A 17,153-nucleotide genomic window follows, 5' to 3' on the forward strand; every position below is an offset into this window, starting at 1 on the left:
TAATTTAGCCAAAAAATAAACTATACAACAGCAACCTTCATCCATGAGTGACAACATATCTTACGAAAAAGAGCTGGCCTTTCAGGCAGACAGGAGAAAAGCAACCACCGAATTCATAAAAATCATCAGCGACCTCTGGTACGATAAGGCCATTGAAGTAGTATTGTTCAAAAATCAAATCATAGATAAAAATGTTAGCGACATCATCAACCTGCATGAATACGCCGGGGAATTTGTCCAAAAACCCATGTCCATTTTTGATTCTGTGGAAATTTTAAGGGCGATAAACGATATCAACCTCCCTCCTGCCAAGTTGGATATTGGCAAATTGACCTATGAGTACAATTCCAACCAGAATGCACACCTTAATGTAAAGGCTTTTGTCATCGACAAATTAAAGGACGCCCAATCTTCCAAGGCCATAAAACCCAAAGATGTGGTGCTTTACGGTTTTGGGCGCATAGGTCGTTTGGTGGCCAGGGAACTCATGGCAAAAACAGGGCGGGGCAGTCAGTTACGATTACGTGCCATTGTTATCCGAGGTGAATTGAACAGAGAGGTTCTCGAAAAAAGGGCCGCACTTCTCAAAACCGATTCCGTACACGGACCATTTACAGGCACTGTGGGTGTTGATGAAGAAAAACAAGCCCTTGTAATCAACGGCACCACCGTGAAAATGATAAGTGCCAATCAACCAGAGGATATCGACTATACCAAACATGGTATCATCAATGCCTTGGTCATCGACAATACTGGGGCTTTTAGGGATAATACTGCATTGTCCAGACACCTGAAATCAAAAGGAGCCAGTAAAGTTTTGTTGACCGCACCGGGGAAGGAAGTCCCCAATATTGTACATGGTGTGAACCACAAGGATTTCAACCCCGACAAAACCAAAATCTACTCCGCCGCTTCGTGTACCACAAATGCCATTACCCCCATTTTAAAAGTAATCGAGGATTCTTTGGGCATCAAAAAAGGGCATTTGGAAACCATCCACGCCTACACGAACGACCAAAATTTGGTGGACAATATGCACAAAAAGTACCGTAGAGGTCGTGCTGCTGCACTTAATATGGTAATTACGGAAACAGGAGCTGGCTCTGCCGTTGCAAAAGCCCTGCCTACGTTAAAAGGTAAATTAACATCCAATGCCATTAGGGTTCCCGTTCCGAACGGTTCCCTTGCCATCCTAAATTTGGAGATAAAGAACAAGACCTCGAAAGAAGGAGTGGATACGCTGATCAAAAAATATGCCTTGGAAGGTGATTTGGTGGAGCAGATTAAATATGCGTTGAGCAACGAACTGGTTTCCTCGGATATTGTAGGTACCACAGCACCATCCATTTATGACAGTAAGGCCACCATTGTATCGCCCGGTGGTAAAAATATTGTGCTCTATATCTGGTATGATAATGAGTACGGATATTCCCATCAAGTGATTCGATTGGCAAAATATATCGCCAAAGTTCGCCGTTATACGTATTATTAGTGGATGCAAATTGTTCAAAGAGGTGATTTTCTTTTTTTGAAATTTGCTATATTGATGTAATTTCGTCCCACCCTTAATCTAAATTTAATACGAGAACCTTATTGAACATGAAGCATTTACGCATTTTATTTACCTTAGCCTTACTTATTCAGACCTTATCAATCCATGCGCAGGAAGAACCCGAGGTGGAAACGGACAACACCCTAAGAGGTCAGTTGGAAGAACTGGAAAGGAAATCGGGAAATTATAGGGCCAATGGCGTTCGTTATGAAGTCGTCAAGTTATCGGACCTGTACGAAACCAAAAAGAACATTTTTGATTCCATAGATACCGCGAATAAAACCATCAAGGATTTATCCGCCACCATTACGGCCAATGATACTGAAATTGAAGACCTAAACGGTAAATTGCAGGAAACCACCAATAAGCTCAATGCCGTTACCGAAGAAAAAGACAGTATTTCGTTTTTTGGTGCCTTGATCAGTAAAGGGACCTACAACTTTATATTATGGTCCATCATTTTTGGGCTGTTGTTGCTACTGTTGTTCTTTATTTATCGCTTTAGGAACAGTAACTTCTTGACACAGCAAGCCAAATCCGCCCTCGCTGATTTAGAAGAGGAATACCAGAACCATAGACGAAGAGCTTTGGAACGTGAACAAAAAATCAGTCGTCAGCTTCAGGACGAGTTGAACAAGCAGAAAAAATAAGAGCTGGAAGCTGTCTAAAAAGCAACAAAATTTTGGTTTTGTCAGGTTGAGCGCAGTCGAAACCTCTTGATGGTCAAAATTGACTTAGGTTCTCGACTGCGCTCGAACTGACAGTTAACTAACTTTTAGAATTTAGTCCCTTTCTTTTTTATATCAGAGTTGTTGTCAGCATTCACTACTTTTGGGGCTGAAATCAATACCCAGCAGCCATGTCCATGCGGATAGACATCATCACGGTACTTCCCGAACTTTTAAAAAGCCCCTTTGAAGCATCCATTTTAAAGCGTGCCATCGAAAAAGGGCTGGTGGAAGTACACCTACATAATTTAAGGGACTACTCCATTGGAAACTACAAGCAGGTGGATGACTATCAGTTTGGTGGCGGTGCAGGCATGGTCATGATGGTGGAACCCATCGATAAATGCATTTCCCAGCTCAAAGCGGAAAGGGATTATGACGAAGTCATTTACATGACCCCCGATGGCAATACCCTAAATCAAGGGATGGCCAATGAGATTTCCATGAAAAAGAACATTATTGTCCTCTGTGGTCACTATAAAGGTGTAGACCAACGGGTAAGGGACATGTTCGTGACCCGTGAAATCTCTATTGGCGATTATGTATTATCTGGAGGCGAATTGGCCGCTGCCATCTTGTGCGATGCCGTAATTCGTTTGTTACCCGGAGTTTTGAATGATGAAACCTCCGCCCTGACCGATACATTTCAAGATAATCTTTTGGCCCCGCCAGTTTACACGCGCCCCTCGGAATACAAGGGCCGTAAAGTCCCCGAGATCCTGCTCAGCGGTAATTTCCCGGAAATTGAAAAATGGCGTGAGGCACAAGCTTTGGAGCGTACCCAAGAAAGAAGGCCAGATCTTTTGGAAAAATAAAGTGACGCTGTATTCAAAAACGCAAAAAAGCACTTGTTATTTCTAAATATTGCATTACTTTTGCAATCTCAAAATCAACCTCTGACGAAATCCGTGAAAGTTGGTCTTGTAAAAAACGCTAAAAAAAATAAAAATGGAATCCTTAATAAAATTTGTTGAAGACGAATTTGTTCCAAAAAAAGAATTTCCAAAATTTTCAGCTGGTGATACCATCACTGTTTATTACGAAATCAAGGAAGGTGAAAAAACACGTACCCAGTTCTTTAAAGGTGTAGTGATACAACGTAGAGGAAGCGGTGCCACCGAAACCTTTACCATTCGCAAAATGTCCGGTACTGTAGGTGTGGAAAGAATTTTCCCAGTGAACATGCCAGCTTTGCAAAGAGTTGAAGTAAACAAAAAAGGTAAAGTACGTAGATCTAGAATCTTCTACTTCAGAGGTCTTACTGGTAAAAAGGCCCGTATCAAAGAAGTTAAGGGATAATCATTGTTCCATACAACATGCAGAAGCACCCATTTTGGGTGCTTTTTTTATGAACAATTGTTAATAACTATGGTTCATATCATGTTGATTTTTAATGCTTTGAAAAGTTGCTAATTTTACTTTTCCGTTCTACTTTAGTCGAAGATATGAAAGTGATACCATCACGATTGTATCGATTTAAAGTTGACGTTCTTTAAAACTGTGGATTCCCTTTTAATTGGTAACACTACTGATCACAAAAGGAATTTCGAATAAGGAGGAGTTTAGGCAAGACCTTATGAGAAATGATGAATTTTATGTGCGAATGGAAGAGCAATTTTTCATTTTGATAAAGTTTAGGAATACAACAGTACACTTTGCAGAATGTAGTTTAGTTGAAAAATTAAGAGCATAGCAAAGCAAACGTCGAAAGGGCAAAAGAGCAATCAAATAGATTGTAGTTTTGGTACCACCAAACAAATCTTGAGTCCTATCTGAAAGCCATATCTTTCGTAAAAAAAAGATATGGCTTTTGTTTTTTTCACAAATTATCAGTAAACCCTCCCACTTTTAGTCGCTTCCATTCGTACTTCACCAGCCATATATCGTATATTTGCAACCGCTCAAACAAATACATTTAAATGGCTAAACTTTATTATACCAAAACAGATGAGGCTCCTGCCTTAGCAACATTATCTTTCTTACCCATTGTAAAATCTTTTACCGAAACCGCCAGTATTGCCGTAGAAACCAAGGACATCTCTTTGGCCGGTAGAATTGCTGCCATGTTTCCTGAATTGTTGACCGAAGACCAACAAGTTTCTGACGATTTGTCCATTTTGGGCGAACTCGCCAAAACCCCAGAGGCCAACATCATTAAACTTCCAAATATCAGTGCTTCCATTCCGCAGTTGAAAGAAGCCATTGAGGAACTTCAAGAAAAAGGGTACAAACTACCTGATTATCCCGATGAGCCCAAAACAGACGAGGAAAAAGCCATCAAGGCCAAATACGACAAAATAAAAGGTAGTGCCGTAAACCCTGTGCTCCGTGAAGGAAACTCGGACAGACGCGCACCAAAAGCCGTGAAAAACTACGCCAAAGCACACCCGCACACCATGGGCGAATGGTCATCCGATTCCAAGACCCACGTAGCTACAATGTCCCACGGTGACTTTAAGGCCAACGAGAAATCATTGACCATGACCAATGCAGATGAAATTCGCATCGAATTGGCAGGTACAGACGGAAGCACAACCGTGCTAAAAGACAAGCTTTCCCTTTTGAAAGGCGAGGTCATCGATGCTACGGTGATGAGCAAAAAGGCTTTGGTCGAATTCTTGACCAAGGAAATCGCCGATGCGAGAGAAAGCAACATTCTACTTTCATTGCACTTTAAAGCCACCATGATGAAGGTTTCCGACCCTATCATTTTTGGACATGCATTGGAAGTATATTTCTCCGAATTGTTCAAAAACTACGGAGACACCTTCGAGAAATTGGGAATCAACCCAAACAACGGACTGGAAACCTTGTTGGACAAAATCGGGGAACTGCCCGAAGAACAACACAAGGAAATCGAAGGAGCCATCAAGGCCAGTATAGACAACGGGCCCGATTTGGCCATGGTAAATTCCGACAAAGGGATCACCAACCTTCACGTACCAAGTGATGTGATTATTGATGCCTCCATGCCTGCCATGATCAGAAATTCCGGTAAAATGTGGGACAAGAACGGAGAGCTTCAAGATACCAAGGCCATCATACCCGATAGTAGTTATGCCGGTGTTTACCAAGCCACCATTGATTTTTGTAAAGAAAACGGTGCTTTCGACCCTAAAACCATGGGAACTGTTCCCAATGTAGGTTTGATGGCCCAAAAAGCCGAGGAATATGGTTCCCACGATAAAACTTTCGAAATTGAGAAAGCAGGATCTGTAAGAGTGGTAAATGCAGCAGGAGAAACATTGATCGAGCATGCCGTGGAAGAAGGTGACATCTGGAGAATGTGCCAAGTGAAAGACGCTCCCGTACAGGATTGGGTCAAATTGGCCGTATCCCGAGCAAGGGCAACCGATACTCCTGCTATTTTCTGGTTGGACGAAAACAGAGCCCATGATACCGAATTGATTAAAAAAGTAACCCTTTACCTCAAAGACCACGATACCGAAGGATTGGACATTAGAATCCTTTCCCCTATTGAGGCCACCAAATTTACCTTGAAGCGAATGAAGGAAGGGAAAGACACCATCTCTGTATCCGGTAACGTATTGAGGGATTATTTGACTGACCTCTTCCCTATCTTGGAAGTGGGAACAAGTGCTAAAATGCTATCCATTGTCCCATTGATGAACGGTGGTGGATTGTTCGAAACCGGTGCTGGTGGTTCCGCTCCAAAACACGTAGAGCAATTTTTGGAAGAAGGTCACTTGCGATGGGATTCCCTAGGAGAGTTCTTGGCATTGGCCGTTTCCTTGGAATTCTTTGGAGAAAAGAACAACAATAAAAAAGCACAAGTGCTTGCCGATGCTTTGGACAAAGCAACCGAAGAATTCTTAAACCAGGATAGATCTCCATCCAGAAAGGTAAACGAAATAGATACTCGCGGAAGTCACTTCTACCTTGCAATGTACTGGGCAGAACAATTGTCCAAACAAGATGAGGATGAGGAATTAAAAGCCATATTCAGCAAGGTTTTTGAAGCAATGTCATCCAACGAGGAGAAAATCGCACAAGAATTGATAGACGCGCAAGGTTCAACTATGGATATTGGAGGGTATTACCTTCCAAATCCCGAAATGGCATCCAAAGCAATGCGACCCAGTGACACCTTGAATGATATATTGAGTTCCATTGGATAATCAAAAAAACACTTGATCAATAGTAAAGGCAGCTAAAATTTTAGCTGCCTTTTTTAATTGGATATGTTAAATAACCTTTGGTTTACACCTTTCCTTTCTGCTGTTCTCCATAATTGTGTATTTTTAAACAAACCAATCGAATGCCCAGACATTATCTCGCATTATTGCTAGCCCTGTTTGGGCATTTTTTTGTATTGCACGCACAAGGAAAATACACTTTGAGCGGTACCGTTTCCGAAGCATCCAGTAACGAATCCTTGATTGGAGTGACCGTAGCAGTCTCCGAACTGAAAACAGGAACCACTACAAACGAGTACGGTTTTTATTCCATAACGCTTCCCGAAGGCGAATACCAAATCATTGTAAGCTATTTGGGTTTTCAGGAAATCATTAAAACCATTACCCTAGATCGGAATACAAAACAAGACTTCAACTTAATCGAAAAAACGGAAGCGTTGCAAGAAGTGGTTGTGACCGATAATGTGGAAAAACTGGACATTCGCAAACCCCAAATGAGTGTTACATCATTGGCATCCAACACCATCAAGGAAATTCCCGTAGTGCTGGGCGAATCCGATGTAATAAAATCGTTATTGCTTTTACCCGGGGTTACCAGTGCCGGCGAAGCTTCTTCCGGATTCAATGTAAGGGGTGGCGCTGCAGACCAAAATTTGATCCTATTGGATGAAGCAACAGTGTTCAACTCCTCCCACCTATTTGGCTTCTTTTCCGTGTTCAATCCAGATGCCATCAAAGATGTCAAACTATTCAAAGGAGGGATTCCAGCACGTTACGGCGGAAGGGTTTCATCTGTACTCGATATCTTTCAAAAAGAAGGCAACAGCAAAGAGTTTAAAGTAAATGGAGGTATCGGTGCCGTGGCAAGTCGTTTATTAATCGAAGGTCCCATCCAAAAAGACAAAACTGCATTTTTAGCTGGTGGACGAGCCTCGTACGCACACCTATTTCTGCCTTTGTTCGATATCGACAACAAAGCGTATTTCTATGATCTGAACACTAAAATCAACCATAAAATCAACGACAACAACAATATTTTCCTTTCGGGTTACTTTGGAAGAGATCTGTTTAATGTAAGTGATAGATTTGTTAACGTGTATGGTAATGCCGTGGGGAACCTAAGGTGGAACCATTTGTTTTCAGATAAACTTTTCTCCAACCTTTCACTGATTTACTCCGATTATTATTACGGCTTGGAACTTGATTTCGTGGGGTTTGAGTGGGACTCTGGAATCCAAAACTTTAACGTTAAGTACGATTTAAAACACTATCTCAACAATAAACTTCAGATGAATTATGGGATAAACAGTATTTACTATGTATTCAATCCTGGAAAAATAGTGCCCAATAGTCCTGATTCGGGCATTGTTGAAGATCAGCTTACTAAAAAATACGCCAACGAAAATGCGGCTTACATTGATGTGGAACATGACATCACGGATAATTTAAGTATTGAATATGGATTGAGGGCAAGTCAGTTTAGCAGGCTGGGGCAAGATGAATTTTTTGTTTATGCAAACGATAATCCCGTGGAGTTTAATTCGTTTACGCAAACCTATCGTGAAGCGGAACCCATAGATACAATTACTTCAGGAAGAGGTGAAGTCCTTGAAACCTTTTTTAATTGGGAACCCAGGATTTCCATGTCGTACACTTTTAAGGAAAACAATTCCATAAAAGTCAGTTATACCAGATTGGCACAGTATCTCCATCTCATTTCCAACACAAGCTCCCCTACCCCTTTGGATGTATGGACACCTAGCGGTCCCTTTGTGAAACCACAGTTGTTGGATCAATTTGCCGCTGGATATTTTAGAATCATCAAGGAGGGCACTTACAGTTTGGAAACCGAGGCTTTCTACAAAACCATTCAAAATAGGATAGATTATATAGACGGTGCCAACCTTATTGCCAACAATGCCATAGAACAAGTTATTTTAAATGGGGAGGCCAGAGCATACGGATTGGAGTTGTTGCTACGCAAAAATGAAGGTCGTTTCACAGGCTGGCTGGCCTACACATTATCCAAATCCGAACAAAAAACACCTGGAAGGTCTGATTTGGAAACAGGAATCAATACGGGGGAATGGTACAACACACCCTACGACAAAACACATGACCTTTCCATTTATAGTAGCTTTGAGCTTAATGAAAAATGGAGTTTCAATGCCAATTTCATTTATCAAACAGGGCAACCGACCAATTACCCCATTGGTCAATTTGAGTTTGAAGACGTAACTATTCCCTATTATGGCTTGCGGAACAAGGAAAGGCTTCCCGATTACCATAGGTTGGACATTTCAGCTATTTTAACCCCAAAAAGAAACAAACGCAAAAAGATACAATCGGAATGGGTATTCAGCATCTACAATGTCTATAGTCGTGAAAATGCTGCTTCCATCAATTTCAGGGAAAATGAGGACACAGGGCGAAACGAAGCAATTCGAACATCGATTTTTGGCATCATCCCCTCGGTAACCTATAACTTTAAATTCTAATGCTATGAAAAAACTCATGTCTTTGATTTTTATGGCTGTATTACTGACATCATGCGAAGAAGTGGTTGATGTGGATTTGCCCGGGGTCGATTCCAAATTGGTGGTGGATGGTTTGTTGCGCGTTAAAAAGGAGGTGGAATTTATTGATGTACGGATAGGCCTAAAAGCGAGCACTGATTTTTTTGAAGAAAACCTGCCCGTTCAAGCCGAAAGTGTAATGATTTCCTACGGCAAACCGAACAGCGAAGGAAATTTTGACAACCTATCCTCCTCATCCTTGGTAGAGGAAACATCCGGCTCTGGAATCTATGTGCCAGACCCTGACTCCTTATCTGACCAACGCATTCCAACTTCAATTGCTGAGCCTGGAACTGTATTTATGTTGGAAATACATTATCAAGACAAATATTACTTTGCACAAACCGAGTATGTTTCCACAGTCCCCTTGGACAATTTAGAGCAAGGGGACGAAGTCTTTTTTGATGAAGAGCAAACCGAGATCATCGTAACTTTTACTGATAATGGCGAGGAAGACAATTTTTACCTGTTTGATTTTATGTCCGGTGAGTTCCAAACAGTGGAAGACGAGTTTTTTCAAGGTCAACAATTTGAGTTTTCCTTTTTCTATGATGATGAAACTGACCCAGGTGATGTGGTAACCGTTAGTATTTTGGGTGCAACGAAAGAGTTTTACAACTATATGGATTTGGTTTTGCAACAGACTGGAAATGGAAACAATGGGGGCCCTTTTCAAACACCCGTAGCTACTGTTAGGGGGAATGTTTTTGATCTCACGGGACTGGAAAATGTGACCAATTTGGACAATGTGGAGCGTCCCAATGATTATGCCCTTGGGTATTTTGCAGTGGCACAAGAGTACTCAAGAACCATTATCATCGAATAGAAGAGACTACACCAAGGCGTAGATCAATAGAATCATTAAAATACCCACCGTGCCCTGAACCAATGTTCCCAAGGTATGGCCACGTAGGGCCGTTTTCACTTTCATATTGGAAAACTGTGAAACTACCCAAAAATAGCTGTCGTTGATATGGGATACCGTCATAGCTCCTGCACCAACGGCAAGAACAGCCAATGCTTTATCAGTAATGGAAACCAGTCCAAAAGTTTCCAATAATGGCGCAATTATGGCCGAGGTAGTGATGATGGCCACTGTTGATGACCCTTGGGCCGTTTTGAGCACGGCTGAAATTACGAATGCAATCAAAAGCCCGCCAATCCCCGTGCTGGATTCCAAATTAATAATGGAGGCAATATCCATGGTCCGAAGAATAGCTCCAAATGCTCCTCCTGCACCTGTTATCAATACAATGGCACCTGCTTGCTTGAACGCTTCAGACACCCATCCTTTTTTCTCTTCCGAAGGAACTTTCCCACCCAAGGCAAAGGCGAAGAAAACACCAATAAGCAGTGCGATTACAGGACTACCCAAAAAGTTGAAAATACTGAACAGCCAACCTTCTCCAAAAGGATGTGTAGGATAGTCCACAACAGATTTCATGGCTATCAAAATTATGGGAGCAAGCAAGGGCAAAAATGCCTGAAAAGGTTTTATTGTTGCTTGCACTTCCTCTTTTTCTTCAGCTTTCTCTGAAATTTCATCTTCCTGCAATGATTTTCCAATGAACCGCGCCCAAAAATACCCTGAAATAGAAACGGGTATTGCGACCAAAAGCCCAAAGATGAGTACCATTCCCAAGTCAGCATCCAAAATAGCTGCCGCTGCCAAAGGGCCAGGTGTGGGAGGTACAAAAACGTGGGCGGAATACAATCCTGTGGCCAAGGCAATGGCAAAAACCAAGGTTGGAATGCCTGTTTTTTTACTGATGGCTTTATTTAATGAATAAAGTATGATATATCCAGAATCGCAATACACAGGAATAGAAATGACAAATCCAGCTAAATTCAGTGCCAATGGGGAGCGTTTCAGGCCAATTACCTTTAAAATACTATTGGCCAATACTTGGGTACTTCCCGTCTTTTCCAGGTAAATGCCGATTACGGTCCCAAATGCAATCACTAATCCAATCCCAGAGAGCGTATTTCCAAAGCCTTCGGCCATGGTGGACATGATATCTTTAGGCGCTATTCCCAACAAAAAACCAGAAGCAATGGCAGCAATGGTCAGCGAGAAAATGGGGTGCATTTTAAATTTTACAGTAGCAATAATGATGAAGAGGACCACTACCCCCAGAACTAGTATTTCCATGGTTAATTTTTAATGCATTATCCCCTAAATATAAGCTAATATTCCTACTTTGGTCGCATGAGGCGAACTAACAAGGAACTTCTGGTCAAGGGAATGAAATCGTTTGGATATACGGTGCTTGCCATGTTTATGGGACCTTTTTTAATCTACGAAGCATTTAAAAATGAAGAACACCCTTTTTATTGGCCTGTTTTGATTTTGGGCATTATCTGTGCCATTTTGGCCATTTATTTAGGGTTTAGGTCCGTAAAAATTGTAATGGACGCCATTTTTGGAGAGAAACCCAAAAATTAGTTGCCCGTGCTGGGCGGTTCATTTTTCCACTTGTTGGAAAGTTGGGCATAATCGTAGTCCAAGACCGATTTTTGCCGCTCCAACCTACTTGCTGCAAAAGCACGCTGTAAAATATCCTCGATCAAATAATCCTCGTGCACTTCTTCCGGGAGAAATTCTTCCCTTAAGCTGATTTTGAACAAACTGGCCGTGGTATTGTACCAAAACGCACGCCATCCGCTCCTAAGGTCCTTTACCAAATCAAAAGCGGTTGTACCTGTTTGACGATGAATCAACTTCACTAAAATTTGTCCTTCGGTACGGGTAAGTTTTTTTAATTCTTCGGAAAACTCCCCTTCAATATACTTTTGAACCTTTCGAGTATATCGTCTTTGGTGTCTCCGCTTTTTGATGTGTTGCAGGCTATCGTTGAGTTCCACCAATCGTTCAGCCGCCAATTTGGCATAGGGATATACCTTCAGGGTCTTTCTTCGGAGAATATAGTAACGTAATTTATCCTTTCGGTTTGCAAATTCGAGCTTACCGAAGATATAAACTTCATCCAGCTCAATGGAACTCATCAAAATGGAGTCTCCTTCAAACCGAACATAATAATCCTCTACGGAATCATTGGCAATGGAATCGGCGGGGCTTACAATGGAATCCTTCTGCGGTTCCTGAGCAAACCCGAGAGCAGTAAACGCCAGAAAAACAACAAGAAAACAGTTGCGCAGCATAACATTTCTTCCTCAATAGTCTTGCCAAAAGTAAGTATAAAGGTGTGATTTGGCTATTAAATAAAAGTGAATATTCTTATGTTTGTCTATTAAATTAGATTTATGTCAAAAGAGAAAATCATCAACGAGAAATCCCTTGAGTTTTTAGAAAAATACTTGAACAACCCCTCTCCCACTGGTTATGAATGGGAAGGGCAGAAAATTTGGATGGACTATGTAAAACCGTATGTGGACGAGTTTATAACGGACACGTATGGAACTGCCGTAGGAGTCATTAATCCAGATGCCAAATACCGGGTTGTGATCGAAGGGCATTCCGATGAAATTTCTTGGTACGTTAATTATATCACGGATGAAGGTTTGCTTTACGTTATCCGGAACGGAGGAAGCGACCATCAAATAGCACCCTCCAAATGGGTGGACATCCATACCAAAAACGGCATTGTAAAAGGTGTTTTCGGGTGGCCGGCCATCCATACCAGAAACAAGGCGAAGGAAGAACCGCCAAAATTGGACAACATCTTTATCGATATTGGTGCCAAAGATAAAGAGGAAGTAGAAAAAATGGGCGTACACGTAGGATGCGTTATTACCTACCCCGACCAATTCCATATACTGAACAAGGATAAATTTGTGTGTAGGGCCTTGGACAATCGAATGGGCGGATTTATGATCGCCGAGGTAGCTCGTTTGCTCAAAGAGAACAAAAAAGAGCTTCCTTTTGGTTTATACATTACCAATTCGGTGCAGGAAGAAATTGGTCTACGCGGTGCTGAAATGATTACACAGACCATAAAGCCGAACGTGGCCATTGTAACGGATGTGTGCCACGACACCACTACCCCAATGATCAATAAAAAGACTGAGGGAGAGACCAAAATCGGGGACGGGCCTGTAATATCCTATGCACCTGCCGTACAGAACAAGTTGCGTGAACGTATTTTGGAAACTGCGGAGTCCAACAAGATTCCGTTCCAGCGCAATGCATCTTCCCGATACACAGGAACCGATACCGATGCCTTTGCATATAGTAATGGAGGAGTCGCTTCGGCATTGATCTCGTTGCCTCTGCGCTATATGCACACTACGGTGGAAACGGTTCACAAGGATGATGTGGAGAACGTTATCCGTTTGATTTACGAAACCTTATTGAACATCAAAGAAGGAGAAACCTTTAGTTATTTTGACTAGCTGAGCTTCTATCATCTTTCAGATTTTAAAATTATGTCACCCTGAAACATCTTCAGGGTGACTTTTTTTTATCTTTATGTAATATGGATGAGCGTGTTGACATTTTGGACGAACAAGGAAAACCAACAGGGGAATCCTGTTTAAAATCGGAAGCGCACCGCAAAGGTTTGCTTCATCCAACCATTCACGTATGGCTCTACACACCAGATGGCCGGGTCCTGATTCAACAACGGGGTGAAAACAAGGCTACCCACCCTCTTCTTTGGGATGTTTCGGTGGCCGGACACGTTTCCGCTGGAGAAGAAATTGTTATTGCAGCCGTCCGAGAAGTGGAAGAAGAAATCGGGCTAATCATTTCCGAATCCGATTTGGAGCCGCTAGGTACTTTTAAGGCCATCCACAAAATTTCCGAGGACTTTGTTGATGCCGAACTGCACCACATTTATTTATGCAAGCTAAATGTTCCTATACATCAACTTAAAAAACAGGAAAGTGAGGTAGCTGATTTAGCTTTGGTCCCCCTATTTAAATTTGCTGAGGAAACCTGGGGCTTGGCCAACGTGGCCAAATATGTACCGCACGGCCCTACCTACTACAAAACCATCATTAAAGCGATTAAATCTCGGTCTTGACCTTTTCCGAAAATTCTTCGATTCCATCCAACGAATAATCCTTCTGGTCTCCTGTCTTCATGTTTTTGGCCACAAATTTTCCATCTGTCAACTCTTGGTCTCCCAGAAGAATCACATAGGGCACTCCCCTTTTGTCAGCATATTTGAACTGCTTCTGCACTTTGGTGTCCGTAGGGTACAAATCAGCCCTTAGCCCTTGTTTACGGAGTCCAGACACCAATTTCAAAGCCGCTGTTCCTTCTTTCTTTCCGAAATTGAGGCAAAGTACATCCAATGTAGTATCCAAGCTGTCAGGGAACAGGTTCAATTCTTCCAAAACCAAATAAATTCGGTCCAGTCCAAAGGAAATCCCAACACCGCTCACATCTTTGAGTCCAAAAATACCGGTAAGGTCATCGTAACGGCCTCCACCACCAATCGACCCCATTTTCACACCTTCGGGTGCAGCTACTTCAAAAATAGCCCCCGTGTAGTAATTAAGACCTCGGGCAAGGGTTACATCCAATTGGAGGCTGGCCGATTGCAATCCAATCATGTCCACGGTGGAAATAATCTCTTCCAGTTCGGAAACTCCCAACATTCCGACTTCGGAGTCGGCAAGGATGGTTTTTAACTTTTCCAACTGCTCAAAAGCGGTACCCGTCATATCAAACAAAGGTTGTGCCTTGGCTATGGCTTTTTCGGAGATTCCTTTTTGCATCATCTCCACTTTTACCTTCTCCTCCCCTATCTTGTCCAATTTGTCCAAGGCCACGGTAAAGTCCACCAACAAATCTTTGGCCCCGATCACTTCAGCAATTCCTGATAGTATTTTTCGGTTGTTGATTTTGATGGTGGCTCCTTTTAGGTCCAAATCGGTAAAAACAGCATCATATAATTGTACAAATTCCACTTCTTGAAGCAAGGAATCCGCTCCTACCACATCGGCATCACATTGATAAAACTCACGAAAACGTCCTTTTTGTGGACGGTCCGCACGCCATACGGGCTGAATTTGGTACCGCTTGAACGGAAAATCTATCTCGTTCTGGTGCATGACCACATAGCGGGCAAAAGGTACGGTTAGGTCGTAGCGAAGCGCTTTTTCGGAAATTTTGGACGTCAAAGAAGCTGAGTTCTTAGAACTGTAGGTTACATCATCCACTTTGGAAATGAAGTCGCCTGAATTCAATATTTTAAAGATCAAACGGTCGCCTTCATCCCCGTATTTACCCATCAAAGTTTCCGAATTCTCAAAAGACGGGGTCTCTATCGGCTGAAAACCATAGGTTTCAAAATGTTTTTTTATGGTTTGGATGATATAGTTGCGCTTGGCTACTTCTGCAGGTGAAAAATCACGGGTTCCTTTAGGTATGGATGGTTTCTTTGCCATGTGGTTTTAAATTCTCGTGCAAATATAAGGGGTTTGTTGCATGTTTGCATTTATCTGTAAATGTCATTCTCAACATCGTAAAGAATCCTTCTCAATTTCCAATAATGGATGCTTCAATTGCCAAGCAATTTTAGAATGATAAGGGGTCTTACTCTTTAATCATAACGGTGCCTTTATCGCGGTTTTTTTCTGTTACGTAATAGGGAAGTTAAACCCAGAATACCCATCCGTCAATTCAAAAAGGGCATCCATCAATCGGCCTAAAATTATAGCTGACGCCCCATCTATATTTGTGCTGTTCAATCTTATTAATCATTAAAAATTAAAACTATGAAGTTGAAAAAAATCATAACGTTAGGCTGTGTGGTAGTTGCCATGGGACTTATTGCATCCTGCTCGGGCGAAGATGGCGAACAGGGAATACAGGGCGAAGATGGCGCACAAGGAATACAAGGTGAAAAAGGAGATCAAGGTGAACAAGGGATTCCCGGCGCCGATGGGAATGCCAATGTAACGAAACTGGATTTTGACCTGAGCTTTACTCCCGCTGGTGAAAGTGAAATCCCCATTAATGTGCCTGAATTTACAGTAGAGACATTGCAAAACAATACATTGATCACCTATCTGGAAATCTCGGATAATAATGATACGTCATACTTTTTGTTGCCAGGCAGAGTCAACATTCTTCAATTGGATTTTGGAATTGAGTATAAAGAAGAAGCATTGGCCGTATATGTGTACAACGCTGATGGAACAACAGGAAATTGGCCTGATATACAGGAAAACGTATCGATTATTTTACACATTACCATGGTAGAAATGAACCCAGATGCCATGGCTGGAAAAAATTCGGTTGCGGATAACTTAAAAAACGCCGGAGTGGATATCGCCAACTATCTTGAAGTAATGAAATACTACGGTTTGGAATAATATCAAAACTTGACCTAGATGGATAAACGGAATTACCGAACTGATCGGTAATTCCGTTTATTATTTTTGAGCTTCCCGATAATTTTGGGATGAAAATACCGTTCAATTCTTATTTCCAATGGATTTTTCAATCGCTTTGCGATTTCGGAATGACAGATAGTCTTGTCTCGTACAACCAATATAAGTTCTCAATTGCGCTCGTACCGACATTGAGTCGTACTTTTTCAAGTTCTTGAATCTAACATCTCAAGTCAAATCCTTGATCAATGCTCCATAATCTGCTCAAACCATTGGTACAGTTCCCCTTTGGTAATAACAGCCCCTTGTTTAATGATCTCGAACTTATCCACGTTCTTATCTTCCCCATAGGCCTTGGAAGCAGATAGATATTCCACAAAATCGGATTGGTAATTGCGTTTAAACCAACCGAAACCCACCTCGGTCCTCAGGTCTATTTCCGGGTTTAAAATCTTAACGGACAGGAGTTTCATCTCCTTATCGGTCAGGTAAAAGAGGTGCATGTGTTTGTCGGAAATATTTTCCAAATACTCCACTTTGTTCAACACGCCTTCCCAAATCAAATCACTGAATACATCGATTTCTTCCTCAGCAACTTCAGGTTTTTCCTTTTTAAGGGCATTCCATTCCTTTGCGGTAATGGATTGGGTTGCCAAAAAATTAATAAATTCAGGATGGAGTTCTTCCAATTGCTCCTTGGTCAATCTTTTATATTTCATCCTGCAAAAATATAAAAGGTAAGGGAGAACCTCTCTGCTTTTGTACCAAGAAAACCGTCAAACCCTTGGATTCATAATAATCCTTTAAGTTTATATTTACCTCATAAACCCTTTGA

At 41.8% G+C, this 17,153-nt stretch carries 15 protein-coding genes; 11 read left to right on the plus strand and 4 right to left on the minus strand.

Going from position 1 to position 17,153, the window contains the following annotated elements; all coding sequences use genetic code 11:
- Positions 1-43 precede the first annotated feature (43 nt).
- The 7 genes from PY092_RS08645 (at position 44) to PY092_RS08675 (ending at position 9,839) form a co-directional block, all read left to right on the plus strand.
- The gene (locus PY092_RS08645; RefSeq protein ID WP_275615453.1) at positions 44-1,492 is read left to right on the plus strand and encodes a glyceraldehyde-3-phosphate dehydrogenase; all 1,449 of its coding nucleotides are present in this window, start codon (positions 44-46) and stop codon (positions 1,490-1,492) included.
- 107 nt (positions 1,493-1,599) lie between these two features.
- Entirely contained in the window at positions 1,600-2,202 is a 603-nt protein-coding gene (locus PY092_RS08650; protein WP_275615454.1) for a tRNA (guanine-N1)-methyltransferase, read from the plus strand.
- Positions 2,203-2,417: 215 nt separating this feature from the next.
- Positions 2,418-3,095, plus strand: a complete 678-nt coding sequence (gene trmD / locus PY092_RS08655; RefSeq protein WP_275615455.1) for a tRNA (guanosine(37)-N1)-methyltransferase TrmD — start codon at positions 2,418-2,420, stop codon at positions 3,093-3,095.
- Positions 3,096-3,228: 133 nt separating this feature from the next.
- Positions 3,229-3,579, plus strand: coding sequence for a 50S ribosomal protein L19 (gene rplS, locus PY092_RS08660; RefSeq protein WP_014031354.1), 351 nt, complete (start codon positions 3,229-3,231; stop codon positions 3,577-3,579).
- 620 nt (positions 3,580-4,199) lie between these two features.
- Positions 4,200-6,419 (plus strand): NADP-dependent isocitrate dehydrogenase, encoded by a 2,220-nt coding sequence (locus PY092_RS08665; RefSeq protein WP_275615456.1) that lies wholly within the window; start codon positions 4,200-4,202, stop codon positions 6,417-6,419.
- Positions 6,420-6,559: 140 nt separating this feature from the next.
- A complete protein-coding gene (locus PY092_RS08670; protein ID WP_275615457.1) occupies positions 6,560-8,935 on the plus strand; it encodes a TonB-dependent receptor in 2,376 nt (791 codons plus the stop codon).
- A 4-nt stretch (positions 8,936-8,939) separates the two neighbouring features.
- Positions 8,940-9,839, plus strand: coding sequence for a DUF4249 family protein (locus PY092_RS08675; RefSeq protein WP_275615458.1), 900 nt, complete (start codon positions 8,940-8,942; stop codon positions 9,837-9,839).
- Between the two features lie 6 nt (positions 9,840-9,845).
- On the opposite strand, the gene PY092_RS08680 is transcribed toward PY092_RS08675, so the two are convergent.
- Positions 9,846-11,165: a GntP family permease gene (locus PY092_RS08680; protein ID WP_275615459.1), complete on the minus strand. Its 1,320-nt coding sequence runs from the start codon at positions 11,163-11,165 to the stop codon at positions 9,846-9,848.
- A 57-nt stretch (positions 11,166-11,222) separates the two neighbouring features.
- Here PY092_RS08680 and PY092_RS08685 point away from each other — a divergent pair, with 57 nt between their 5' ends.
- Positions 11,223-11,459 carry a DUF6095 family protein gene (locus tag PY092_RS08685; protein ID WP_275615460.1) on the plus strand — a complete coding sequence of 79 codons (237 nt, stop codon included), beginning with the start codon at positions 11,223-11,225 and terminating at the stop codon, positions 11,457-11,459.
- Here PY092_RS08685 and PY092_RS08690 read toward each other — a convergent pair.
- Entirely contained in the window at positions 11,456-12,175 is a 720-nt protein-coding gene (locus tag PY092_RS08690) for a DUF4294 domain-containing protein (protein WP_275615461.1), read from the minus strand. The genes PY092_RS08685 and PY092_RS08690 overlap by 4 nt on opposite strands.
- A gap of 102 nt (positions 12,176-12,277) precedes the next feature.
- Here PY092_RS08690 and PY092_RS08695 point away from each other — a divergent pair, with 102 nt between their 5' ends.
- A complete protein-coding gene (locus PY092_RS08695; protein ID WP_275615462.1) occupies positions 12,278-13,366 on the plus strand; it encodes a M42 family metallopeptidase in 1,089 nt (362 codons plus the stop codon).
- Positions 13,367-13,449: 83 nt separating this feature from the next.
- Positions 13,450-13,998 (plus strand): NUDIX hydrolase, encoded by a 549-nt coding sequence (locus tag PY092_RS08700; RefSeq protein ID WP_275615463.1) that lies wholly within the window; start codon positions 13,450-13,452, stop codon positions 13,996-13,998.
- Here PY092_RS08700 and hisS read toward each other — a convergent pair.
- On the minus strand, positions 13,982-15,370 hold the full coding sequence (gene hisS / locus PY092_RS08705) for a histidine--tRNA ligase (RefSeq protein ID WP_275615464.1): 1,389 nt from the start codon (positions 15,368-15,370) through the stop codon (positions 13,982-13,984). The genes PY092_RS08700 and hisS overlap by 17 nt on opposite strands.
- 330 nt (positions 15,371-15,700) lie before the next feature.
- Here hisS and PY092_RS08710 point away from each other — a divergent pair, with 330 nt between their 5' ends.
- Positions 15,701-16,300: a collagen-like triple helix repeat-containing protein gene (locus PY092_RS08710; protein ID WP_275615465.1), complete on the plus strand. Its 600-nt coding sequence runs from the start codon at positions 15,701-15,703 to the stop codon at positions 16,298-16,300.
- Positions 16,301-16,563: 263 nt separating this feature from the next.
- On the opposite strand, the gene PY092_RS08715 is transcribed toward PY092_RS08710, so the two are convergent.
- Positions 16,564-17,037, minus strand: a complete 474-nt coding sequence (locus PY092_RS08715; RefSeq protein WP_275615466.1) for a DUF6495 family protein — start codon at positions 17,035-17,037, stop codon at positions 16,564-16,566.
- Positions 17,038-17,153: the final 116 nt, after the last annotated feature.

Origin of the sequence: Flagellimonas yonaguniensis (assembly GCF_029193885.1) — a bacterium.
Taxonomy (GTDB): domain Bacteria; phylum Bacteroidota; class Bacteroidia; order Flavobacteriales; family Flavobacteriaceae; genus Flagellimonas; species Flagellimonas yonaguniensis.